The following is a 22742-nucleotide window of genomic DNA, read 5'->3' on the forward strand; positions in this document are numbered from 1 at the left end:
ATGAATCACGTACTGCCGCTCCACGTCCGGGACCTGACCGTGCGGTTCGCCGGGCTCACCGCGCTCGACGGGATCGGGCTCACCGTTGAGCCCGGTACCGTGCACGCCGTCATCGGGCCCAACGGTGCCGGGAAGTCGACCACCTTCAACGTGCTGTCGGGGGTGTACCGGGCCACCTCCGGCACCGTCCACCTGGGGGAGACGGAGCTCACCGGGCTGCCCCCGCACCGGATCGCCGCGCTCGGTGTCGCCCGGACCTTCCAGAATCTGGCGCTGCCGCCGCGCACCACGGTCGCCGACAGTCTGCTGCTCGGGCGGCACCGGCTGACCCGGGCCGGGTTCGTCGCGGCGGGGCTGCGGCTGCCCGCCGCCGTGCGCGAGGAGCGGGCGCACCGCGAACGGGTGCGGGAGATCGCCGAGTTCGTCGGCATCGCCGACCAACTGAACACGTACACCGGCGCGTTGCCGTACGGCGCGCAGAAACTCGCCGAGCTGGCCCGCGCCCTGTGCATGGAACCGAAGGTGCTGCTCCTCGACGAGCCCGTCGCCGGGATGACGGCCGACGAGCGGCGCCGCACCGCCGCCGTGATCGCGGGCGTCCGCGACAGCCTCGGCATCTCGATCGTCCTGGTGGAACACGACATGGGAGTGGTCATGCGCCTCGCCGACGAGGTCACCGTCCTCGACTTCGGAAAGCGGATCGCCGGGGGACCTCCGGCAGACGTCCAGAACGACCCGGCGGTGATCCAGGCATACCTGGGCGCCCCCGAAGAACCGGAGAACGCCGCATGAGCTCCTTCCTCGAACTGCTCCTCAACGGCGTCTCGATGGGCTCCGTCTACGCCCTCATCGCCCTCGGGTTCGTGGTCATCTTCCGGGCCACCGAAGTCGTCAACTTCGCCCACGCCTCCCTGCTGCTCGCCGGCGGCTACGTCACCGCCTCGCTCCACGATGACATCGGTTTCTGGCCCGCGCTCGGCGTCGGCATCGCCGCCGCCGCGGTCGTCGGCGCCGCCGTCGAGTTCCTCGTCATGCGCCGCTACCGCGGCCACGACCACAGCGTCCTCGCCATCGTCACCATCGGCGTCGACATCCTGCTCACCACCGAACTCACCCGCCGCCTCGGCACCGACGTGCTCACCCTCGGCGACCCGTGGGGCGACTCCGTCCTCACCGTCGGCGGCATCACCATCGCGCACACCCGGATCGCCGCGTTCGTCGCCGCCGCCCTGCTCATCACCGCCTTCCTGCTCACCTTCCGCTACACCTCCTGGGGCGTCGCGATGCGGGCCGCCGCCGAGAAGAGCGAGACGGCCGCGCTGATGGGCGTACGGCTGGGAAGGGTGTCGCTCGGCGCCTGGGCCGTGGCGGGCGCGCTCGCCGCCGTCGCCGCGCTGTTCCTGACCGTGTTCCCCACCCCGGGCCTGGAACGGGCCACCTCGCTCGCCGCCCTGAAGGCCTTCCCCGCCGCCATCCTCGGCGGCCTCGACTCCACCACCGGCGCGCTCGTCGGCGGCCTGATCGTCGGCGTCACCGAGTCCCTCGCCACCGGCTACCAGAGCGAACTCGCCTTCATGGGACGGGGACTGGGCGACCTCGCCCCGTACCTCGTCATGACGGTGATCCTCCTCCTGCGGCCCTCCGGACTCTTCGGCACGAAGGAGCTCGCCCGTGTCTGACACGCTCACCCGGGCCCGGCCCACCCCGGCGGCCCCGTCCCGTACGTTCCTCACGCGCCGCCGCACCTACGCCGCCGGTGCCCTCGCCCTCGTCCTGCTCGCCCTGCCGTTCTACGTGGACCGGTTCTGGCTCCAGGCGGGACTGTTCGCGATGGCCGCCGCGATCGGCGCCATCGGCCTCAACCTGCTCACCGGCGCCACCGGCCAGCTCTCCATGGGCCACGCCTTCTTCCTCGCCGTCGGCGCCTACGGCTACTGCGTGTTCGCCGGGGAGAAGGGGCAGGGGGTCGACGGGCTCGGGCTCCCGGCCTGGCTCGCCGCCGTGCTCGCCGTGCTCCTCGCGGGGGTGGCAGGTGGCCTGTTCAGCCCCATCGCGGGACGCCTCCAGGGCGCGTACCTCGGCATCGCCACCCTCGCGCTGATCTTCATCGGCCAGCACGTGCTGTTCAACGCCGAGGACCTCACCGGCGGCGCCAACGGCCGCGATGTCCCCCTCATGAACCTCTTCGGCCTCTCCTTCGACGACAGCGAACTCACCCTCGCCGGAGTGCCGTTCGGCTCCGCCGAGAAGCTCTGGTACCTCGGCCTCGTCCTCACGCTCGGCTGCGGGCTCTTCGCCCGCGGGGTGCTGCGCGGGCGGCCCGGCCGCGCGATGAACGCCATCCGCGACCACCGCATCGCCGCCGGAGTGCTCGGCGTGCCCGTCGCCCGCTACCGGGGAGCCGTCTTCGTGCTCTCCTCCATGTACGCGGGCCTCGCCGGGGTGCTGCTCGCCCTGGTCTTCCAGCGCACCGTCCCCGACTACTTCGGCATCACGCTGTCCCTCGAATACCTCGCCATGATCGTCATCGGCGGTCTCGGCTCGGTGACGGGCGCGGTCGTCGGCGCCGCGTTCGTCTCGCTGCTGCCCCAGCTCCTCACCCGCTACAGCGACGCACTGCCCCTCGTCTCGGCTCCCGGCACCGGCGGCATCGCCCCCGGCGAGGCATCCCGCTACCTCTACGGCGCCGCCGTCGTGGCAGTGGTCCTCTTTCTGCCCGGCGGCCTGGTCCGGATCGCCACCCGGCGCGCCCGGAAACACCCTCAGGAGGACGCATGAACACCCGTACCCGCATGCTCACGGCGACAGCCGTGGCGGGGCTGCTCGCCCTCACGGCGGCCTGCAGTTCCAAGGCGAAGGACGATGACGCAGGGGCCGAGAAGAGCGCGGGCGGGGTGAAGACCGGCCAGGGCATCTCCGGCAAGACCATCAACCTGGGCGTCCTCACCGACATGACCGGCGTCTACGCCACGCTCGGCAAGAGCGTCACGCAGGCGCAGCAGCTCTACGTGAAGCAGACCAACGCCTCCGGCGGCATCTGCGGCTACCAGCTCAAGCTGACCGTCCGCGACCACGGCTACGACCCGCAGAAGGCCGTCGCCGGATACACCGAGCTGGAGCCGGACGTGCTCGGCTTCACCCAGTTCATCGGCTCGCCGTTCGTCGCCGCGGTCGAGAAGCGCATCGCCCAGGACAAGGCCCTCGTCCTGCCGCAGGCCTGGTCGGCGAATCTCCTCGGCAATTCCTACGTGCGCGTCATCGGATCCACGTACGACTACGAGACCATCAACGCCGTCGACTTCCTGATGAAGGAGAAGGGCCTGAAGAAGGGCGACAAGCTCGGGCACGTCTATTTCGAGGGCGACTACGGCGAGAACGCCCTCAAGGGTTCCAAGTTCATCGCCGAGAAGGCCGGGCTCACCGTCGTCGAGCAGAAGATCAAGCCGACCGACAACGACATGACCGCCCAGGTCGCCGCCCTGAAAAAGGCGGGCGTCAAGGGCATCGTGATCAGCGCGGGCCCGCGCCAGGCGGCCTCCCTCGTCGGGGTCGCGGCGGCGGCGAAGCTGGCGGCGCCGATCATCGGCAACAACTCCGCCTTCGCACCCCAGCTGCTCGCCACCCAGGCCGGACCGGCCCTGACGAAGAACTACTGGGTCGCCTCCCCGTCGCTGCCCATCGGCGCCGACACCCCGGAGGCGAAGAAGCTCGTCGCCGACTACAAGAAGGCCTACCCGAAGGACTCCCTGGACAACGGCGTCGTCGCCGGCTGGACCGCCGCGGCCGCCTTCGGCGACGCCCTGAAGAAGGCCTGCGCCGACAAGGACCTGACCCGTGAGGGCGTCGACAAGGCGCTGCTGACCCTGAAGTCCTTCGACAACGGCTTCGGCACCGCCCAGGACTTCAGCGACCCCGACGCCCCGTCCTCCCGCCAGTCGGTGATCCTCCAGCCCGACAAGAGCGCGGTCGGCGGCATGAAGGTCGTCCGTGAGGCGGGCGAGGCCGACGAGGCCAAGGACTACACGCAGTCCGCCGGCTGACCCCGGCCACGCATGAGGAAGGGCCCCGAACCGACCGGTTCGGGGCCCTTCCTCATGCGTGCTGCGCGACTACGGGAGCTGCGTCGCCCGCGCCTCGCGACGGTTGTCGCGGAAGTTGTTCACCCGGCGGGCCGTGGCGAACAGCGGGATGACCGCGCCGAGCACCAGCTGCAGCGCACAGCCGGTCTGGAGCAGCAGCTGGCCGCCGGGGGCGTCGAACGCCCACGCGGCGAGCAGCGCCATGCTCAGCACGATCCACGACAGCATCGCGACGGCGAGGCGGCCGCGCGGCTTCGGGTACTCGACGCGGCTCACCATCAGCCACGCGGTGCCGATGATCGCGAGGAGCGTCGCCACGAAGGGCAGCTCCAGCAGGACGATCGAGACGACCGTCAGCGCGCCGAACGGCGACGGCATGCCCTGGAACGTGCCGTCCTTCACCGTCACGCACGAGAAGCGCGCGAGGCGTAGGACGACCGCCAGGAGGACCACGATGGCCCCCACCGCCGCCACTCTCTGGTGCGCGTCGTCGGCGACCATGCCGTAGACGAGCACGAAGTAGGCGGGCGCCAGGCCGAAGCTGATGAGGTCGGAGAGGTTGTCCAGCTCCGCGCCCATCGGCGACGAACGCAGCTTGCGGGCCACCAGACCGTCGAACAGGTCGAAGATCGCGGCGGCCAGCATCAGGATCACGGCGGTCGCGGCGGAGTGCCGCGCCATGCCCGAGTCGTTGCTGCCCTGGATGTGCGGGATCAGGATGCCGGTCGTCGTGAAGTAGACCGCCATGAAGCCGCACGTGGCGTTGCCGAGCGTCAGGGTGTCCGCTATCGACAGGCGCAGTGAGAGGGGCATCTCCTCCGCGTCGTCCACATCGTCGGTATCACCCGCCCAGGTCTGGGCCTCGGGATCAGTCACGGTCAATGCGAGTCACCCCCGCTGTCGTCTTCTGGCCGACCTCGACGTCGACCTCGACCCCTTCGGGAAGGTAGATGTCGACGCGCGACCCGAAGCGGATCAGCCCGATGCGCTCGCCCTGCTCGACCTTCGTGCCCTGAGGGATGTAGGGAACGATACGGCGGGCGACGGCACCGGCGATCTGGATCATCTCGATGTCACCGAGTTCGGTGTCGAAGTGCCACACCACCCGCTCGTTGTTCTCGCTCTCCTTGTTGAAGGCGGGAACGAAGCCACCGGGGATGTGCTCGACCGACGTCACCGTGCCCGCGAGGGGAGCGCGGTTCACGTGCACGTTCAGCGGGCTCATGAAGATCGCGACACGGGTGCGACCGTCCTTCCACGGCATGATGCTCTGCACCACACCGTCGGCCGGGGAGATGACCCGGCCCGGGGCGATCTCGCGCTCGGGGTCGCGGAAGAACCACAGCATGCCGGCCGCCAGAGCGGTGGTCGGGACGGCGAGTGCTGCTGCCTTCTTGGAACGACGCGAGCGCGCCAGGCTCAGTGCGGCCGTGGCGACGGTCGGAAGAAGCCACGGCGATGCTCCGCGCGCAAGGCGACCACCGAGGAAGCCGTCGCGTGGTGCAGAGGTTTGGCTGTGGGGCATGGATGACCTTCGTAGCGGATGAGGCCGCGCTGGTTACGGGGGGACGGCGGCTTTTCCCGGGATGGTATCGGTTGCGAGCCACAACTGGGCAAGCCAGGAAGCGACATCAAGCGGTGAGACGCGGCCGAAGAGTGCCTACGGGGTGTGATCTTCTTCGCGAAGAAAACACCCCCAATCAGGACACTTCGGATGAGCTCAGCCCTGGAACCGATACTCCTCGAGCAGACGGCGCCCGATGATCATTTTCTGGATCTCGGCGGTACCTTCGCCGATCAACAGCATCGGAGCCTCGCGGTAGAGACGCTCGATCTCGTACTCCTTCGAGAACCCGTAGCCGCCATGAATGCGGAACGCGTCCTCCACGACTTCTTTGCAGTATTCGGAGGCCAGGTACTTGGCCATTCCCGCTTCGAGGTCGTTTCGTTCCCCGGAGTCCTTTTTGCGCGCTGCATTCACCATCATCGCATGGGCGGCTTCCACCTTGGTAGCCATCTCGGCCAGCTTGAACTGGATCGCCTGGTGCTGGGCGATGGGCTTTCCGAAAGTGTGTCGTTGCTGGGCGTAAGCGACACCCAGTTCAAAGGCACGCTGTGCGACGCCGCAGCCACGCGCCGCCACATTCACGCGCCCGACCTCGACACCGTCCATCATTTGGTAAAACCCTCGGCCCGTGCTGCCGCCCAGCACGCGATTGGCTGGAATACGTAGGCTGTCCATGATGAGTTCTGTGGTGTCGACACCCTTGTAACCCATCTTGTCGATCTTCCCGGGGATGGTCAGGCCCGGCCTGACCTCACCGAACCCGGGTTCCTTCTCCACGAGGAAGGTCGTCATCGACTTGTGCGGGGCCGTTCCTTCGGGATGACCTTCGTCACTTCGCGTGAGAACCGCCACAAGCGTTGACGTTCCACCGTTCGTCAGCCACATCTTCTGGCCGTTCAGGACGTATTCGTCGCCGTCCCTGACCGCCTTCGACGTGATCGCCGACACGTCCGAACCGAGCCCCGGCTCCGACATCGAGAACGCGCCACGCACCTCGCCGAGCGCCATCCGCGGCAGGAAGTGCTCCTTCTGCTCCTGCGTTCCGTGCTGCTTCAGCATGTAGGCGACGATGAAGTGGGTGTTGATGATGCCGGAGACCGACATCCAGCCACGCGCGATCTCCTCCACGCACAGCGCGTACGTGAGAAGCGACTCGCCCAGACCCCCGTACTCCTCGGGGATCATGAGACCGAACAGGCCCAGCTCCTTGAGCCCGTCGACGATCTCCTGCGGGTACTCGTCGCGGTGCTCCAGCTCGGTCGCGACCGGGATGATCTCCTTGTCCACGAACTCCCGGACGGTGGAGAGGATCTCCCGCTGCACGTCGTTCAGGCCGTGGGTCTGGGCGAGTCGGCTCATGGTTACTTGCTCTCCCGAAGTTCCGGGCGGCCGGGCTGCTCGCCGCCGCGCTCCTTGATGTACGTCTCGGTGGGCACCATCACCTTGCGGCGGAAGACACAGACCAGCGTGCCGTCCTGCTTGTAGCCCTTGGTCTCCACATGGACGATCCCGCGGTCCGACTTCGACTTCGAGGGCGTCTTGTCGAGGACCGTCGTCTCGCCGTAGAGGGTGTCGCCGTGGAAGGTCGGCGCCACGTGCTTGAGCGACTCGATCTCCAGGTTGGCGATCGCCTTGCCCGACACGTCCGGGACCGACATCCCGAGCAGCAGGGAGTAGATGTAGTTCCCCACGACGACGTTCTTGCCGAAGTCCGTCGTGCTCTCCGCGTAGTTGCTGTCCAGGTGGAGCGGGTGGTGGTTCATCGTGAGCAGACAGAAGAGGTGGTCGTCGTACTCGGTGACCGTCTTCCCGGGCCAGTGCTTGTAGACGTCCCCGACGGTGAACTCTTCGTAGGTGCGGCCGAATTGCATGGTTTTGTCACGCCTCCGGGACTTCGAACTTCGACGTGCGCCGCATGCCGGCCGCGCGTCCCTTCCCGGAGATGACCAGCGCCATCTTCCGGCTGGCCTCGTCGATCATCTCGTCGCCGAGCATCGCCGAGCCCTTCTTGCCGCCCGCCTCGGACGTGCAGTAGTCGTACGCGTCCAGGATCAGCTCGGCGTGGTCGAAGTCCTCCTGGGACGGCGAGAAGACCTCGTTGGCCGCGTCGACCTGGCCCGGGTGCAGCACCCACTTGCCGTCGAAGCCGAGGGCGGCGGCGCGGCCGGCGACCTCGCGGAACCCGTCGACGTTCTTGATCTGGAGGTAGGGGCCGTCGATCGCCTGGAGGTCGTTGGCGCGGGCCGCCATCAGGATCTTCATCAGGATGTAGTGGTAGGCGTCGGCGCCGTAGCCGGGCGGCTGCTCGCCGACGACCAGGGACTTCATGTTGATGGACGCCATGAAGTCGGCCGGGCCGAAGATGATCGTCTCGATGCGGGGCGAGGCCTCCGCGATCGCGTTGACGTTGTTGAGGCCCTTGGCGTTCTCGATCTGCGCCTCGATGCCGATCTTGCCGACCTCGAAGCCCATCGTCTTCTCGATCTGGGTGAGCAGCAGGTCGAGCGCCACGACCTGGTCGGCCGTCTGGACCTTCGGCAGCATGATGCAGTCGAGGTTCGGGCCCGCACCCTCGACGACGGTCACGACGTCGCGGTACGTCCACTCGGTCGTCCAGTCGTTGACCCGCACGACGCGTGTCTTGCCCGTCCAGTCGCCCTCGTTGAGGAACTTGACGATGGTGTGCCGCGCCTCCGGCTTGGCGAGCGGCGCGCAGGCGTCCTCCAGGTCGAGGAAGACCTGGTCGGCGGCCAGGCCCTGGGCCTTCTCCAGGAAGCGGGGATTCGAGCCGGGCACGGCCAGACACGAACGGCGCGGGCGGAGACGGTTGACGGGGCTGGTCATGCGGGGACCTCCAACGGGTCGAGGTGGTTCGCTTTCCGGATCTCGTCGACGATACGGCCGATGATCTCCGTGATGCCGAAGTCCTTGGGCGTGAAGACGGCGGCGACACCCGCGCGCTTCAGATCCTCGGCGTCGGCGTTCGGAATGATGCCGCCGACGATCACGGGGATGTCGGTGGCGCCCGCCTCGCGCAGCCGGTCGAGGACGTCCGGCACCAGCTCGGCGTGCGACCCGGAGAGGATCGACAGGCCGACGCAGTGCACGTCCTCGGCGAGCGCGGCGGACACGATCTGGTCGGGGGTGAGGCGGATGCCCTGGTAGACCACTTCGAAGCCGGCGTCGCGGGCGCGGACGGCGATCTGCTCGGCGCCGTTGGAATGACCGTCCAGGCCCGGCTTGCCGACCAGCAGGCGGAGCTTTCCGCCCAGTTCGTCACCGGTGCGGCGGACCTTCTCGCGGACGAGGGCGAGCGGGGTGCCCGCCTCCGCGGTCACCGCGACCGGCGCCGAGGAGACCCCCGTGGGGGCCCGGAACTCGCCGAACACCTCGCGCAGCGCCTCGGACCACTCGCCGGTCGTGACCCCGGCGCGGGCGCATTCGAGGGTGGCCTCCATGAGGTTCTCCGTACCCTCCGCGGCCTCCTTGAGGCGGTCGAGGGCCTGCCGGGTGGTCGGGTAGTGGAACGGGTCGCCCATGCCCTGGCGGTCCGTCGACTCCTGACGCGTGGTGCGCCACTCCTCGATGGCCGCGATCACCCCCGCCTCGACCCCGTGGTCCACCGTCATGATCGCGGTGTCCAGGTCGGCGGTGAGCGGGTTCGTCTCGGTGCCCTCGTAGCAGTTCACACCGATGATCTTCTCGTCGCCGGCCTCGATCCGCGCCCGCCGCTCGGCGTGCGAGGAGACCAGCTGGGACTTCAGATAGCCCGACTCGACGGCGGCCATCGCGCCGCCCATCTCCTGGATCCGGTCGATCTCGGCGAAGGACTCGGCGACCAGCTCGTCGACCTTCTTCTCGATGACGTGCGAGCCCGCGAAGATGTCCTCGTACTCCAGCAGGTCGCTCTCGTGGGCCAGGACCTGCTGGATGCGCAGCGACCACTGCTGGTCCCAGGGCCGGGGCAGGCCCAGCGCCTCGTTCCAGGCCGGGAGCTGGACGGCGCGGGCGCGCGCGTCCTTCGACAGCGTCACGGCCAGCATCTCCAGGACGATCCGCTGGACGTTGTTCTCCGGCTGCGCCTCGGTCAGGCCCAGCGAGTTGACCTGCACGCCGTACCGGAAGCGGCGCTGCTTCGCGTTCTCGATGCCGTACCGCTCGCGCGTGATCCGGTCCCAGATCCGCCCGAACGCCCGCATCTTGCACATCTCCTCGATGAAGCGGACTCCCGCGTTCACGAAGAAGGAGATGCGGGCCACGACGTCCCCGAACTTCTCGGCGGGGACCTGCCCAGAGTCGCGTACGGCATCGAGAACGGCGATGGCGGTGGACATCGCGTACGCGATCTCCTGGACCGGCGTGGCCCCCGCCTCCTGGAGGTGGTACGAGCAGATGTTGATCGGGTTCCACTTGGGGATGTTCGACACCGTGTAGGCGATCATGTCGGTCGTCAGCCGGAGCGAGGGTCCCGGCGGGAAGACATGCGTCCCCCGCGACAGGTACTCCTTGACGATGTCGTTCTGCGTGGTGCCCTGGAGCGTGGCGATGTCCACGCCCTGCTCCTCCGCGACGACCTGATAGAGCGCCAGAAGCCACATGGCCGTGGCGTTGATGGTCATCGAGGTGTTCATCTGCTCCAGGGGGATGTCCTGGAACAGGCGCCGCATGTCACCGAGGTGGGACACCGGGACGCCGACCCGGCCGACCTCGCCGCGGGCGAGGATGTGGTCGGGGTCGTACCCGGTCTGGGTCGGCAGGTCGAACGCGACCGACAGACCCGTCTGGCCCTTGGCGAGGTTGCGGCGGTACAGCTCGTTGGACGCCTCGGCCGTGGAGTGACCGGCGTAGGTGCGCATCAGCCACGGCCGGTCCTTCTGACGCTCAGTCATGAGCCCGTGAACCTCCGTGAGATCAGACGTTGCGGAAGCGGTTGATGGCGTCGATGTGCTGGGCGCGCTTCTCGGGGTCGCGCACTCCGAGACCCTCCTCGGGGGCGAGCGCGAGGACGCCGACCTTGCCCTGGTGGCGGTTGCGGTGCACGTCGTACGCGGCCTGGCCGGTGTCCTCCAGCGAGTACACCTTCGACAGCGTCGGGTGGATCTTGCCCTTGGAGATCAGGCGGTTGGCCTCCCACGCCTCGCGGTAGTTGGCGAAGTGCGAGCCGATGATCCGCTTCAGCGACATCCACAGGTAGCGGTTGTCGTACTCGTGCATGTAGCCCGAGGTGGAGGCGCAGGTGGTGATGGTGCCGCCCTTGCGCGTGACGAAGACGGAGGCGCCGAAGGTCTCGCGGCCGGGGTGCTCGAAGACGATGTCGATGTCCTCGCCGCCGGTCAGGTCGCGGATGCGCTTGCCGAAGCGCTTCCACTCCTTGGGGTCCTGGGTGTGCTCGTCCTTCCAGAACTTGTAGTCCTCGGCGCTGCGGTCGATGATCGCCTCGGCGCCCATCGAGCGGCAGATGTCCGCCTTCTGGTCGCTGGAGACGACACAGATCGGGTTGGCGCCGCCGGCCAGCGCGAACTGCGTGGCGTAGGAGCCGAGTCCGCCGCTCGCGCCCCAGATCAGGACGTTGTCGCCCTGCTTCATGCCGGCGCCGTTGCGGGAGACCAGCTGGCGGTACGCGGTCGAGTTGACCAGGCCCGGGGCGGCGGCCTCCTCCCAGCTCAGGTGGTCCGGCTTCGGCATCAGCTGGTTGGACTTGACGAGCGCGATCTCGGCGAGGCCGCCGAAGTTGGTCTCGAAGCCCCAGATGCGCTGCTCGGGGTCGAGCATCGTGTCGTTGTGCCCGTCGGAGGACTCCAGCTCGACACTCAGGCAGTGCGCGACCACCTCGTCGCCGGGCTGCCAGGCGTTGACGCCCGGGCCGGTGCGCAGGACGACGCCCGCGAGGTCGGAGCCGATGATGTGGTACGGCAGGTCGTGCCGCTTGGCCAGGTCGTTCGTGCGGCCGTAGCGCTCCAGGAACCCGAAGGTGGAGAGCGGCTCGAAGATCGAGGTCCACACCGAGTTGTAGTTCACGGAGGAGGCCATGACGGCCACCAGGGCCTCGCCGGGGCCGAGCTCGGGCACCGGGACCTCGTCCAGGTGGATCGACTTGCGCGGGTCCTTCTCGCGCGTGGTGAGTCCTTCGAACATCTCCGTCTCGTCCTTGTGCACGGTGATCGCGCGGTACGAGTCGGGGATCGGCAGAGCGGCGAAGTCGGCAGACGTGGCGGTCTGCGACTGAATCGCGTCCAGGATGTCCTTCACGGTGTTGCCTCCGGCGAAGAGCGTTGAGGGAACGCTGGTCGGGGTGTGGCTGTACTGGGGCTGCGGTGTCTTTGCTGAGGGGTGTGCCGTCGGTTCGGCGGGGTGGTGCTCCGGCAGCGCTTGGTGTGGCGCGGAAGGTTGCCTGTGACGCAGGCGTCCGGGCGCGCGGGCCGTGGCTCGCGGGGACAGTCGGCTTCCGGAAGTTCTCCGTCCGCCGGCCGCCCGGACACCTTCAACGTATGGCACACCGTGACAGCTGGCAAGGCACTGCGTGCCATTGGTTTCGCTCAGATGAAATCTTTACGCTTCAGGCGAGCGATGATCGATCATTCGAGGTCAGGGTGGGGTTGTGGCTGGTCCGGGGGATCGATGATCGATCACGGGGGTGGTGGGGGTGCGGGGCAGGGCATGCGAAAGGCGTCTGTCATGGCACGCAGTGCCATGACAGACGCCTTTCGGGTCTTTGTCGTTCGTCTGCGGGCCGGTGGCCTCTTCTCGCGCAGTTCCCCGCGCCCCTGAAAGCGAGCTGCGCTCGCCCTTGTTGCCGGGTGCGGGTCTCGTCGTGGCTGGTCGCGCAGTTCCCCGCGCCCCTGGAGGTGCGCACTTCGTGCGCTACCTCCATCACGGGGGCGCGCCCCCTGCCTCGGGTGGAGGCGCGCGGAGCGCAGCCTCTGGGGGAGGCGGCGCGAAGCGCCTGCCTCAGGGGCGCGGGGAACTGCGCGAGAAGAGGCCACCGGCCGTCAGCTGACCGACAACCCATCAGGGGCGCGGGGAACTGCGCGACCAGCCCCCACCGGGCCCGCGGACTGACGACAGCGCGTCTAGCGGTTGCGCAGGGCTTCCTCGATGGTGCGCATGACCTCGGAGAGAGGCGCGTCGGTGCGCGCCACCGTCACCAGCACCTCGTCGGAGTGGGACACCTGCGCGGCCGGGGCCTCGACGGCCGGAGTGCGCCCGGCGCCGATGCCCGTGCCGAACGTCCGCCGCACGATGGCGAAGGCGTGATCGAGCTGGGTCTCCACATCGCCCTGGCCGCCGGCCCGCAGCCACCGCCGCAGCACGTGATTGTGGGCGGTCACGACGGCGGACGCCGCGACCTCGGCGAGCAGCGGGTCGTCGTTGCCGTCGTGGTGGGCCTCCTCGTCGAAGTGACCGAGGAGATAGCGCGTGAAGAGCCGCTCGTAGCGGGCGACGGAGGCGATCTCGGCCTCGCGCAGCGTCGGCACCTCGCGGGTCAGCCGGTAGCGCTCGACGGCGACCGTCGGCGAGGACGCGTACATCTTCATGACTTCCTTGATGCCGCGGCACACCGTGTCCAGCGGGTGCTCGTGCGGCGGCGCCGCGTTCAGCACGGCCTCGGCGCGCACCAGGGTGTCGTCGTGGTCCGGGAAGATCGCCTCTTCCTTGGAGCGGAAGTGCCGGAAGAAGGTGCGGCGCGCGACCCCGGCCGCCGCCGCGATCTCGTCGACCGTCGTCGCCTCGTACCCCTTGGTGGCGAAGAGCTCCATCGCCGCCGCCGCGAGCTCCCGGCGCATCTTGAGCCGCTGTGCCGCGGCCCGGCTGCTCGCCGCGCTCTCCGGAGCCTCCGAGCCGCCGGCAACGGCGCTCGTGGCGGATGTACGGGAGGACCGGTCGGCCTTGGCAGCGGGCGTCATGACCCGAACGTACTGCATGTACGTTCCCAAACGCTCCCCGGTTGACGGGCCGCCCGATGCTCCGAGCAGCCCGCCCCAACCGGCCCCCGACTCCGCGTCCGGCTCAGCGCCGGGCATATTCGCGGAAGCCACGGCCGGTCTTGCGGCCGAGGCAGCCCGCGGCCACCAGGTGCTCCAGGAGCGGCGCGGGCGCGAGGCCCGGGTCGCGGAACTCGCGGTGCAGCACCTTCTCGATGGCGAGGGAGACGTCCAGGCCCACCACGTCGAGGAGTTCGAACGGGCCCATCGGATAGCCGCCGCCGAGCTTCATCGCGGCGTCGATGTCGTCCAGGGACGCATAGTGCTCCTGGACCATCTTGACCGCGTTGTTCAGGTACGGGAACAGCAAAGCGTTCACGATGAACCCGGCGCGGTCCCCGCAGTCCACGGGGTGCTTGCGCACCTTCAGGGTCAGATCGCGGACGGTGGCGTGCACGTCCTCGGCCGTCAGCACGGTCCGCACGACCTCGACGAGCTTCATCGCGGGCGCCGGGTTGAAGAAGTGCATCCCGATCACGTCCTGCGGCCGTGACGTGGCCCGGGCGCAGGCGACGACCGGCAGCGAGGAGGTGGTCGTCGCCAGGATCGCGCCCGGCTTGCACACCTTGTCGAACGTGGCGAACAGCTGCTGCTTGATCTCCAGGTCCTCCGCGACGGCCTCGAGGGCGAGGTCGACATCGGCGAAGGCGTCGTAGGAACCGGCCGGGGTGATCAGGGCGAGGGTGGCCTCGGCGGCCTCGGCCGTCATCCGGCCCTTGTCGACAGAGCGCTTCAGGGACTTGCCGATCCGGGCCTTGGCCGTCTGCGCCTTCTCCTCGCTGCGGGCCGCGAGCACGACCGCGTACCCGGCCTTCGCGAAGACCTCGGCGATGCCCGACGCCATGGTCCCCGAGCCCGCGACGCCGACGGAGTCGACGGTGCGGAAGGGCGCGGCGACGGCGTCGGTCAGCGGTGTCAGCGCGTCCCGCACCACCACGGAGCTGCCCGGCTCCTCGTACGTGTAGAAGCCGCGGCCCGTCTTGCGCCCGGTCAGACCGGCCTCGCTGAGCTGCTTGAGGATCGGCGCGGGGGCGTGCAGCCGGTCCCGGGACTCGGCGTACATGGCGTCGAGGACGGTGCGGGCGGTGTCGATCCCGATCAGGTCGAGCAGGGCGAGCGGGCCCATCGGCAGACCGCAGCCCAGCCGCATCGCGGCGTCGATGTCCTCGCGGGACGCGTACTTGGCCTCGTACATCGCGGCGGCCTGGTTGAGGTAGCCGAACAGCAGCCCGTCGGCGACGAAGCCCGGCCGGTCGCCGACGGCCACCGGCTCCTTGCCCAGCTCCAGGGCCAGGTCGGTGACGGCGGCCACGGCGGCCGGCGCGGTGAGCACGGACGAGACGATCTCGACGAGCTTCATCGCGGGCGCCGGATTGAAGAAGTGCAGGCCCAGAACGCGTTCGGGTCGCGCGGAGTCGGCGGCGAGCCGGGTCACGGACAGCGCGTTGGTGCCCGTCGCGAGGATCGTCTCGGGGCGCACGATCCCGTCCAGCGCGCGGAAGATCTGCTGCTTGATCTCGTAGGACTCGGGGGCGACCTCGATCACCAGGTCGGCGTCGGCCGCGGCCTGGAGATCGGTGAACGTACGGAACCGCGCCAGCAGGTCGGTCCGCTCCCGCTCGGTGAGGTGCTCCCGGCGCACCGCACGCGCCGTGGAGGCCTCCAGGGAGGCGACGGCCTGCGCGGTGGCGGCCTCGCTGATGTCGATGCCGATGACCTCGCGGCCCGCGCGGGCCAGGACCTCGGCGATGCCGGTGCCCATGGTGCCGAGGCCGACGACGGCGACCGTCGGATAAGGGGCGGTACGGGACAGAGGAGCGTCCATCCGGGGACTCCAGGAAGTGAGGGTGACGGCGAGGGGCGCACACGGCCACGCCAACGGGCGTGCGGCGTACGGGAGATGGGCGGGCGATGCGGATGCCCGGACCCATGCGAGAAGAGCCACGCGAAAAAGTCGCGCGCGGAGCGAAGGTGGAACCGACCGGCCCTGTCCCAAGCCGTGTCGTACCGAACCGACGAGCACTCGGGGCGGCTGCGTCACCAGGCCGCCATGAGTGGTTGCTGCGGGAAGTGTGCCCCGCTCACCTGAGATTAACCGGCGAGTAACGAGCGCGCCAGCCCTCGCCGTTGACGAGTCTGTGTGATCTACGTCGCCGCAGGCCCGGTGGGACGTAGCCTCGATGCATGGACGAAGAGTCGCGAACGGTGACAGAGCGCATCCGGAAGGAATCCGGCGGCACCCCCGCCTTCGAGCAGCTCGCCGCCACGGACGACATGGATGTGCTGGCCGCGGTGCTGACGGCGCCCGAACAGCCGCTGTGGGCGCGCGAGTTCGCCGCCCATCGGCTGGGTACCGCGGGTGACCGCCGCGCCTTCGAGTCCCTCGTCCTGCTGCTCAATCACCGTGATCCCGAGCGCTGCGCCGGTGCCGCGCACGCTCTCGCCGCCCTCGGCGACCCGCGCACGGCCCGCGCCGCGGCGGCCCTCGCCACGAACGAACTGCGCGTGGCCTACGCCCTGCATCCGGTCCGCCTGCTGACCCAGCTGCGGGCCCCCGAGTCCGCCCCGGCCCTGATCACCACTCTGCGCCGCCGCCTCGCCCCGCACGACCCGTACCGCAAGGTGGCGCTGGCCTGCGTGGAGGGCCTCGGCAGCCTCGCGGACCCCAGGGCCCGCGAAGTCCTCAAGGAAGCGGCCACGCATCCCCGGCTCGCGATGGCGGCGGAAGCGGCACTGGCCCGGCTGCCCCAGGGGCGCGCAGGTCTCACGTGAGCCCATGGGGAGCGGGGGGGCGCCGTACGCCCGCCCTCACCCGCGCCCCGCGCTCCCCGCCAGGACCGGACAGGCCCTAGGCCGTGTCCGCAAAGTCCCTCCGTCGCCCGGAGGGCGGCCCCGCGGCGTCTGGTGCGTGCGCTCGGCGTGCCGGCCGCAAGGTCTCGTACTGGACGTACTTGGCTTTGCGGCCGGTGCGGCGAGAGCGCGTGCCAGGCGTCGCGGGGCAGGAGGGACTTTGCGGACGCGGCCTAGCGGGTCCGGAAGCCGATCAGCCGGTGCAGGGCGGTGCCGTCCGACGTCCCCGGTGGCACGGCCGCCTTGGTCGCCAGCGGCTTCGGGTCCGGCAGCTTGTCGCACTCCGCGTCGGTCGCTCCGTGGCCGCGCGGCACCTTCCCGGAGGTCAGATACGCGGACAGGTACCCGTCCAGACACGTGTTGCCGCTGAGCGTGATCCCGTGGTTGCCGCCGCCCCGCTCCACCACCAGGCTGGAGCCGCGCAGCAGCCGATGGACCTTCGCGCCGCCCTCGTAAGGGGTCGCCGCGTCGTCCGTCGCCTGGAACAGCAGCACCGGCGGCAGCGCGTCGTTGCGGACGTCGGTCCGCCGAAGCGGCGGGACCGGCCAGGACGCGCACGGCGCGTTGTACCAGGCGTTGTTCCAGGTGGAGAACGGGGCCTTCGCGTTCAGCGCCGTGTTGTCCCGGTGCCACCGGTTCCAGTCGCGCGGCCACCGGGCGTCCCGGCACTGCACGGCCGTGTAGACGCTGTACCCGTTGTCGCCGGAGGCGTCGACCGCGCCGAAGTTCTCGTACGCGTCGACCAGCGCCTCTCCGTCCTTCTTGTTCACGTACGCGGAGAACGCCTCGGCGAGATGCGGCCAGTAGCCGTTGTAGTAGCCGCCGGGCAGGAACGTGTCCTCCAGCTCGCCCGCGCCGACCTTGCCGCCCGCCGGCTTCTTCGTGACCGCGTCCCGCATGGCGTACCACTCGGCCTCGACCTTGGCCGGGTCCTTGCCGAGCTTGTACGTCGCGTCGTACTTGGCGACCCACGCCATGAAGGCCTGGTGCCGGGCGTTGAAGGCGAGGTCCTGGTCGAGGTTGTCCTGGTACCAGGCCCCCTCGGGGTCGACGATCGAGTCGAGGACGAGCCGCCGTACCCGCTGCGGGAAGTACTTCGCGTACACGGCGCCCAGGTAGGTGCCGTACGAGTAGCCGAAGTAGTTGATCTGCTTCGCGCCGAGCGCCGCCCGGATCAGGTCCATGTCCTTCACGGTGCTCACCGTGTCGATGTACGGCAGGACGTCGTGGTACTTGGTGTCGCAGGCGCGGGCGAAGGCGGACGCACGCTTCGTGTTGGTCCGCTCGATCGCCGGTGTCGTGGGCACGCTCGGCGGCCGCACCGGGTCGAAGTGGCCGGGCTCGCAGTCGAGCGCGGGCTCGCTCTTGCCGACGCCGCGCGGGTCGAACCCGATCACGTCGTACTGCGCGGCGACCTTCTCCGGCAGGCTCGTCGCCACGAACCCGGCGAGCGTGAGCCCGCTGCCGCCCGGGCCGCCCGGATTGACCAGGAGCGGGCCCTGGGACGTCTTCGCGGTGTGCGGGATCCGCGACAGGGCGATGCTGATCCGCTGCCCGTAGGCGTTGTCGTGGTCGAGCGGCACCTTCAACGACGCGCACTGCAGCGTCGGGTAGGCCGAGGTGCCGCACTTCTTCCAGCCGAGCTGCGGGGCCGAGCGGGCCGGCGGGACGTCGGTGTCCGCGACGGCCGCGGGCGTGACGCCTGCGGCGGCGGCCAGGGCGGCGATCCCGCACAGGGCGACTGCGCGTTTCTTCATGGGGCCTCCCGAGGCGGAGGGGGTCAGGTCCGTGAATCCACGGCTCCGGGCTGCATGTTCCCGGAAACCCCGCCGGGAAGAATCCGTTCTGCGGAACTTGACCCGATTGCACCCAGATCCCGGATGCCCGGATCCGGTGGCCCCTGGTGTGTGACCCGGCGTCAGAGCAGGGACAGCTGCGTGGGCCCGGGCTCGGCCCCGACGGGTGCGGCCTGCTCCGGAACCCGCCGCCGCGCCGCCGCCTGCGAGGGCCCGATGCCGAACTCCTCGGCCAGTTCGTGCACCTGCCGGGTCACGCGCCGCTGGTACCACTTCGGCGCGTAGGAGCCCTCCGCGTACAGCCGCTCGTAGCGCCGTACGAGATACGGGTGCTGCCGCGCCAGCCACCCCATGAACCACTCCCGTGCCCCGGGCCGCAGATGCAGCACGAGCGGCGTGACGGAGGTGGCGCCCGCCCGGGCGATCGCCCGCACGGTGGCCCGCAGCTGGTCCGGGTGGTCGCCGAGGAACGGGATCACCGGAGCCATCAGCACCCCGCAGCCGATCCCGGCGTCCGTGAGGGCGCGTACGACATCGAGACGGCGCTCGGGGGCGGGCGTGCCCGGCTCGACGGTGCGCCACAACTCCTGGTCCACGAAGCCGACCGAGACCGAGATGCCGACGTCGGTCACCTCGGCCGCCTGCCGCAGCAGCGGCAGATCGCGCAGGATCAGGGTGCCCTTCGTCAGGATGCTGAAGGGGTTCGCGTAGTCCCGCAGCGCCTCCAGGATGCCGGGCATCAGCCGGTAGCGTCCCTCGGCCCGCTGGTAGCAGTCGACGTTCGTGCCCATCGCGATGTGCTCGCCGCGCCAGCTGCGCGAGGCGAGGTGGCGGCGCAGCAGCTCCGGCGCGTTCACCTTCACCACGATCTGGCTGTCGAAGCCGAGGCCCGTGTCCAGGTCGAGATAGCTGTGCGTGTTGCGCGCGAAGCAGTAGACGCAGGCGTGGGTGCAGCCCCGGTAGGGGTTGACGGTCCACTCGAACGGCATCCGGGACGCGCCGGGCACCCGGTTCACGATCGACCTGGCCCGGATCTCGTGGAACGTCACGCCGGCGAATTCGGGGGTGTCGACGGTGCGGCTCACGACCGCGTCCGCGCCGAAGAGCGCGGCGTCCCCGGCCCGCCCGTGGTCCACGGGCTCGTCCCTGAGTCCGGTGAGGTTCTCCCAGCGCATGACGCCTCCTCGGTAGCACTGACCCCAGAATAGAACACATGTTCCCTTGATCGTGCGAACCCCGGGTTTGGCGGCTGGCGGGCGGGGTGGTTGGCTTGGCCCCACTCGTGCAGGACCCGGAAGAACCAAGTGCTGGAGGAAGAGTCATGGCGCAGGTCGAGGCCACCACGGAGCGGGTCGTCACCGCGAAGCCGGACGATGTGTTCGACGCCCTCGCCGACTACAACGACACTCGCCAGAAGCTGCTGCCCGAGCACTTCAGCGAGTACGAGGTGCGGGAGGGCGGCGACGGCGAGGGCACCGTCGTGCACTGGAAGCTCCAGGCCACCAGCAAGCGCGTCCGCGACTGCCTGCTCGACGTGAGCGAGCCGACCGAGGGCGAACTCGTCGAGAAGGACCGCAACTCCTCGATGGTGACCACCTGGCGCGTCACCCCGGCCGGCGAGGGCAAGACCCGCGTCGTCGTCTCGACGGTCTGGAACGGGGCGGGCGGCATCGGCGGCTTCTTCGAGAAGACCTTCGCCCCCAAGGGGCTCGGCCGCATCTACGACGTCCTGCTCGCCAATCTGGCCACCGAGGTCGAGAAGTAACGCGACCGCCGCGGTGGGCGCTTGAATGTCTGTGCAGCGCTCACCGATTCGAGTGGTTCTTGTTTCGCGCCGGTTGTACGCCGTAGGGCTCCGACCGGCGCATACGTCCGTCCGGCCCGCCTGAACAGCGATTCGTCGCGCTTGCTCCCCGTTGTCGCGCAATGCGAGAAATGGGCGCGCAAGAGTGACGAGGGGAGCTGCAGGTGGGCACGACGACGCTGGTGACCGAGGCGGTCGAGGAGCGGCGTGCCGCGCCCGAGCCGCCCCTGACGGACCTCTCGAAGCAACCCCAACCGGCCGAGCCCGTCCGGCAGTTGCCCGCCCACGGGCTGAGCCCGAGCCGCGTGCGCATGGTCTTCGTCGGGCTGATGCTGGCGCTGCTGCTCGCCGCGCTCGACCAGATGATCGTCGCCACCGCGCTGCCGAAGATCGTCGGCGAGCTGCACGGCCTCGACAAGATGTCCTGGGCGATCACCGCCTATCTGCTGACCTCCACCATCGGCCTGCCGATCTACGGCAAGCTCGGCGACCTCTTCGGCCGCAAGGGCGTCTTCCAGTTCGCCATCGCCGTCTTCGTCATCGGCTCCCTGCTCGCGGGCCGCGCGCAGAACATGGACCAGCTCATCGCGTACCGCGCGGTCCAGGGCGTCGGCGCGGGCGGCCTCATGATCGGCGTACAGGCGATCATGGGCGACATCGTGCCGCCGCGCGAACGCGGCCGCTACATGGGCCTGATCGGCGCCGCGTTCGGCCTCGCCTCGGTCGCGGGCCCGCTGCTCGGCGGCTACTTCACCGACCACCTCTCCTGGCGCTGGTGCTTCTACATCAACGTCCCCTTCGGGCTCGTCACCCTCGCGGTGACGGCCGTGGTCCTCAAACTCCCCAAGCCCACGCAGCGGGGCCGCCTCGACGTCCTCGGCGCCCTGCTGCTCGCCGCGGCCTCCACCTGCCTTGTCCTGCTGACCAGTTGGGGCGGCACGGAGTACGCGTGGGGCGACAAGGTCATCATCGGGCTCGGCGTCGGGGCCGTGGTGTCGTGCGCACTGTTCGTCGTCGCCGAGAAGTACGCGTCCGAACCCCTGATCCCGCTGCGGCTGTTCCGCGACTCGGTCTTCAACCTCAGCGGACTCGTCGGCATGGTCGTCGGCGTCGCCCTCTTCGGAGCGGCCAGCTATCTGCCGACGTTCCTTCAGATGGTCGACGGCGCCAGCGCCACCGAGTCCGGCCTGCTGATGCTCCCCATGATGGGCGGCGTCGTCGGCGCCTCGATCATCTCGGGCCAGCTCATCAGCCACACCGGCCGCTACAAGATCTACCCGATCCTCGGCAGCGCCCTGTCGACCCTCGGCATGTTCCTGCTCTCGCGCCTCGAAGTCGACACCCCGCGCCTGGAGTACAGCGTCTACATGGCCGTGCTCGGCGCGGGCATCGGCCTGATCATGCCGGTGCTCGTGCTCGCCGTGCAGAACTCGGTGCGCCCGTCCGACCTCGGCACGGCCACCAGCGCCAACAACTACTTCCGGCAGATCGGCGGCAGCGTCGGCGCCGCGATCTTCGGCACGCTCTTCGCCAACCGGCTCGGGGACGCGCTCGCCGACCGGCTGCCGCGCGGCGGCGGCCTCCCGAACGCCGAGTCCATCACTCCGCAGCTCGTCCACGCGATGCCGCCGGCGCTGCGCACCCCGTACATCGAGGCGTACGCCGACGCGATGCCCCGGATCTTCCTCTACTTGGTGCCGGTCCTGGTCCTGGGCCTGCTCCTCGCCTTCTTCCTCAAGGAGACCCCGCTGTTGTCCAGTGCCGCCCCCTCCCCGTCCCCGCAGCCTGTCGTCCCCGCGCAGGAGCGTGCCATGGCGTACGCCGCCGGCGTCCCGGTGTGCGGCACCGTGCAGCACCCCGACGGCACGGTCGTGCCGCGCGCCGCCCTCACCCTCATCGACGTCGGCGGCACCCAGATCGGCCGCGGCGCCAGCGGCGAGGACGGCCGCTACGCCCTCTCGACGCCCGGCGCCGGCTCCTACGTCCTGATCGCGGCAGCCGGCGGGCACCAGCCGCAGGCCGTCACGGTGACCGTCGGCGAACGCCCCGTGGAGCTCGATGTCGTCCTCGGCGGCGCCGGCCGCCTCGCCGGTTCCGTCGTCACCGCGGACGGAACTCCCGTACGGGACGCGACCGTCACGCTGACCAATGTGCACGGCGAGGTCGTTTCCACCACCCGCAGCGGGCGCGAGGGCGGCTACGTCATCACCGAGCTGGTCGCCGGGGAGTACACGCTGGCGGCGAGCGCCCCCGCCTTCCGGCCCGCCGCGCTCCCGGTCACCGTCATGGCCTCCCGGGAGACCCGGCAGGACGTGGAGCTGGCCGGCGGCGCGGTGCTGCGCGGCACGGTGCGGGCCAGTGGTGGGCGTCCCGTGGAGGACGCCCGGGTCACGCTGCTCGACGCCGCGGGCAATGTCGTGGACACCCTGACCACGGGCCCCGACGGCACCTTCCGCTTCGTCGACCTCTCCTCGGGCGAGTACACGGTCATCGCGGCCGGTTACCCGCCGGTGGCCACGGTCCTCCAGGTGGCGGGCGGCGGCCGCACCGAGCGCGACCTCCAATTGGGCCACGAGGACTAGAGCCCCGCCAGGGGCGCGGGGAACTGCGCGACCAGCCACGTACAAGCCGCAGTCGCGTCTGCTCATCGACCGAGCAGACGCG

At 69.8% G+C, this 22742-nt stretch carries 18 protein-coding genes; 7 read left to right on the top strand and 11 right to left on the bottom strand.

Features of this window, described 5'->3' with window-relative positions; translation table 11 throughout:
• The 4 genes from ACFVDP_RS22045 to ACFVDP_RS22060 are packed head-to-tail and all read left to right on the top strand — an operon-like array spanning position 1 to position 4040.
• On the top strand, positions 1–792 hold the full coding sequence (locus ACFVDP_RS22045; RefSeq protein ID WP_383491931.1) for an ABC transporter ATP-binding protein: 792 nt from the start codon (positions 1–3) through the stop codon (positions 790–792).
• Positions 789–1679 (top strand): branched-chain amino acid ABC transporter permease, encoded by an 891-nt coding sequence (locus ACFVDP_RS22050; protein WP_383491933.1) that lies wholly within the window; start codon positions 789–791, stop codon positions 1677–1679. Before ACFVDP_RS22045 ends, ACFVDP_RS22050 begins: the two co-directional genes overlap by 4 nt.
• Positions 1672–2778, top strand: coding sequence for a branched-chain amino acid ABC transporter permease (locus tag ACFVDP_RS22055; RefSeq protein ID WP_383491935.1), 1107 nt, complete (start codon positions 1672–1674; stop codon positions 2776–2778). The genes ACFVDP_RS22050 and ACFVDP_RS22055 overlap by 8 nt, the downstream gene beginning before the upstream one ends.
• Positions 2775–4040 (top strand): ABC transporter substrate-binding protein, encoded by a 1266-nt coding sequence (locus tag ACFVDP_RS22060; RefSeq protein WP_383491937.1) that lies wholly within the window; start codon positions 2775–2777, stop codon positions 4038–4040. Before ACFVDP_RS22055 ends, ACFVDP_RS22060 begins: the two co-directional genes overlap by 4 nt.
• A 69-nt stretch (positions 4041–4109) precedes the next feature.
• Here ACFVDP_RS22060 and pssA read toward each other — a convergent pair whose 3' ends face one another.
• The 9 genes from pssA to ACFVDP_RS22105 form a co-directional block, all read right to left on the bottom strand.
• Entirely contained in the window at positions 4110–4892 is a 783-nt protein-coding gene (pssA, locus tag ACFVDP_RS22065; RefSeq protein ID WP_351445425.1) for a CDP-diacylglycerol--serine O-phosphatidyltransferase, read from the bottom strand.
• Positions 4893–4947: 55 nt separating this feature from the next.
• Positions 4948–5604 carry a phosphatidylserine decarboxylase gene (locus ACFVDP_RS22070; protein WP_078506431.1) on the bottom strand — a complete coding sequence of 219 codons (657 nt, stop codon included), beginning with the start codon at positions 5602–5604 and terminating at the stop codon, positions 4948–4950.
• A gap of 195 nt (positions 5605–5799) precedes the next feature.
• Positions 5800–7005, bottom strand: a complete 1206-nt coding sequence (locus ACFVDP_RS22075; protein ID WP_383491938.1) for an acyl-CoA dehydrogenase family protein — start codon at positions 7003–7005, stop codon at positions 5800–5802.
• Between the two features lie 2 nt (positions 7006–7007).
• A complete protein-coding gene (locus tag ACFVDP_RS22080; protein WP_383491940.1) occupies positions 7008–7517 on the bottom strand; it encodes a MaoC family dehydratase in 510 nt (169 codons plus the stop codon).
• Between the two features lie 7 nt (positions 7518–7524).
• Complete coding sequence (locus ACFVDP_RS22085) at positions 7525–8490, bottom strand: HpcH/HpaI aldolase/citrate lyase family protein (RefSeq protein ID WP_383491942.1); 966 nt, start codon at positions 8488–8490, stop codon at positions 7525–7527.
• Positions 8487–10535 (bottom strand): protein meaA, encoded by a 2049-nt coding sequence (locus ACFVDP_RS22090; RefSeq protein ID WP_383491944.1) that lies wholly within the window; start codon positions 10533–10535, stop codon positions 8487–8489. The genes ACFVDP_RS22085 and ACFVDP_RS22090 overlap by 4 nt, the downstream gene beginning before the upstream one ends.
• A 22-nt stretch (positions 10536–10557) precedes the next feature.
• Complete coding sequence (gene ccrA, locus ACFVDP_RS22095; RefSeq protein ID WP_383491946.1) at positions 10558–11895, bottom strand: crotonyl-CoA carboxylase/reductase; 1338 nt, start codon at positions 11893–11895, stop codon at positions 10558–10560.
• 821 nt (positions 11896–12716) lie between these two features.
• Positions 12717–13568, bottom strand: coding sequence for a TetR family transcriptional regulator (locus ACFVDP_RS22100; RefSeq protein ID WP_383491948.1), 852 nt, complete (start codon positions 13566–13568; stop codon positions 12717–12719).
• Between the two features lie 85 nt (positions 13569–13653).
• Complete coding sequence (locus ACFVDP_RS22105) at positions 13654–15453, bottom strand: 3-hydroxyacyl-CoA dehydrogenase family protein (protein ID WP_383491950.1); 1800 nt, start codon at positions 15451–15453, stop codon at positions 13654–13656.
• Between the two features lie 359 nt (positions 15454–15812).
• Between ACFVDP_RS22105 and ACFVDP_RS22110 the strand changes: the two genes are divergently transcribed.
• Positions 15813–16400, top strand: coding sequence for an adenylosuccinate lyase (locus ACFVDP_RS22110; RefSeq protein ID WP_383491951.1), 588 nt, complete (start codon positions 15813–15815; stop codon positions 16398–16400).
• 251 nt (positions 16401–16651) lie between these two features.
• Here ACFVDP_RS22110 and ACFVDP_RS22115 read toward each other — a convergent pair whose 3' ends face one another.
• Together ACFVDP_RS22115 and ACFVDP_RS22120 are read right to left on the bottom strand one after the other, a co-directional pair.
• Positions 16652–18235 (bottom strand): alpha/beta hydrolase, encoded by a 1584-nt coding sequence (locus ACFVDP_RS22115; protein ID WP_383491953.1) that lies wholly within the window; start codon positions 18233–18235, stop codon positions 16652–16654.
• Between the two features lie 161 nt (positions 18236–18396).
• Positions 18397–19449: an Rv2578c family radical SAM protein gene (locus ACFVDP_RS22120; protein ID WP_383491955.1), complete on the bottom strand. Its 1053-nt coding sequence runs from the start codon at positions 19447–19449 to the stop codon at positions 18397–18399.
• 146 nt (positions 19450–19595) lie between these two features.
• Between ACFVDP_RS22120 and ACFVDP_RS22125 the strand changes: the two genes are divergently transcribed.
• A complete protein-coding gene (locus ACFVDP_RS22125) occupies positions 19596–20039 on the top strand; it encodes an SRPBCC family protein (RefSeq protein ID WP_383491957.1) in 444 nt (147 codons plus the stop codon).
• Between the two features lie 203 nt (positions 20040–20242).
• Positions 20243–22660, top strand: coding sequence for an MFS transporter (locus ACFVDP_RS22130; protein WP_383491958.1), 2418 nt, complete (start codon positions 20243–20245; stop codon positions 22658–22660).
• Positions 22661–22742: the final 82 nt, after the last annotated feature.

The sequence above is a fragment of the Streptomyces sp. NPDC057694 genome, assembly GCF_042799415.1.
Lineage (GTDB): Bacteria > Actinomycetota > Actinomycetes > Streptomycetales > Streptomycetaceae > Streptomyces.

Excerpts from the sequence above, each read along its gene's own strand:
- ACFVDP_RS22125 (WP_383491957.1), top strand. The coding sequence starts at position 19,596 with ATGGCGCAGGTCGAGGCCACCACGGAGCGGGTCGTCACCGCGAAGCCG.
- ACFVDP_RS22045 (WP_383491931.1), top strand. The coding sequence starts at position 1 with ATGAATCACGTACTGCCGCTCCACGTCCGGGACCTGACCGTGCGGTTC.
- ACFVDP_RS22080 (WP_383491940.1), bottom strand. The coding sequence starts at position 7,517 with ATGCAATTCGGCCGCACCTACGAAGAGTTCACCGTCGGGGACGTCTAC.
- ACFVDP_RS22050 (WP_383491933.1), top strand. The coding sequence starts at position 789 with ATGAGCTCCTTCCTCGAACTGCTCCTCAACGGCGTCTCGATGGGCTCC.
- ACFVDP_RS22110 (WP_383491951.1), top strand. The coding sequence starts at position 15,813 with ATGGACGAAGAGTCGCGAACGGTGACAGAGCGCATCCGGAAGGAATCC.
- ACFVDP_RS22085 (WP_383491942.1), bottom strand. The coding sequence starts at position 8,490 with ATGACCAGCCCCGTCAACCGTCTCCGCCCGCGCCGTTCGTGTCTGGCC.
- ACFVDP_RS22105 (WP_383491950.1), bottom strand. The coding sequence starts at position 15,453 with ATGGACGCTCCTCTGTCCCGTACCGCCCCTTATCCGACGGTCGCCGTC.
- ACFVDP_RS22075 (WP_383491938.1), bottom strand. The coding sequence starts at position 7,005 with ATGAGCCGACTCGCCCAGACCCACGGCCTGAACGACGTGCAGCGGGAG.
- pssA (WP_351445425.1), bottom strand. The coding sequence starts at position 4,892 with ATGCCCCTCTCACTGCGCCTGTCGATAGCGGACACCCTGACGCTCGGC.
- ACFVDP_RS22070 (WP_078506431.1), bottom strand. The coding sequence starts at position 5,604 with ATGCCCCACAGCCAAACCTCTGCACCACGCGACGGCTTCCTCGGTGGT.
- ACFVDP_RS22100 (WP_383491948.1), bottom strand. The coding sequence starts at position 13,568 with ATGCAGTACGTTCGGGTCATGACGCCCGCTGCCAAGGCCGACCGGTCC.
- ACFVDP_RS22060 (WP_383491937.1), top strand. The coding sequence starts at position 2,775 with ATGAACACCCGTACCCGCATGCTCACGGCGACAGCCGTGGCGGGGCTG.
- ACFVDP_RS22115 (WP_383491953.1), bottom strand. The coding sequence starts at position 18,235 with ATGAAGAAACGCGCAGTCGCCCTGTGCGGGATCGCCGCCCTGGCCGCC.
- ACFVDP_RS22090 (WP_383491944.1), bottom strand. The coding sequence starts at position 10,535 with ATGACTGAGCGTCAGAAGGACCGGCCGTGGCTGATGCGCACCTACGCC.
- ACFVDP_RS22120 (WP_383491955.1), bottom strand. The coding sequence starts at position 19,449 with ATGCGCTGGGAGAACCTCACCGGACTCAGGGACGAGCCCGTGGACCAC.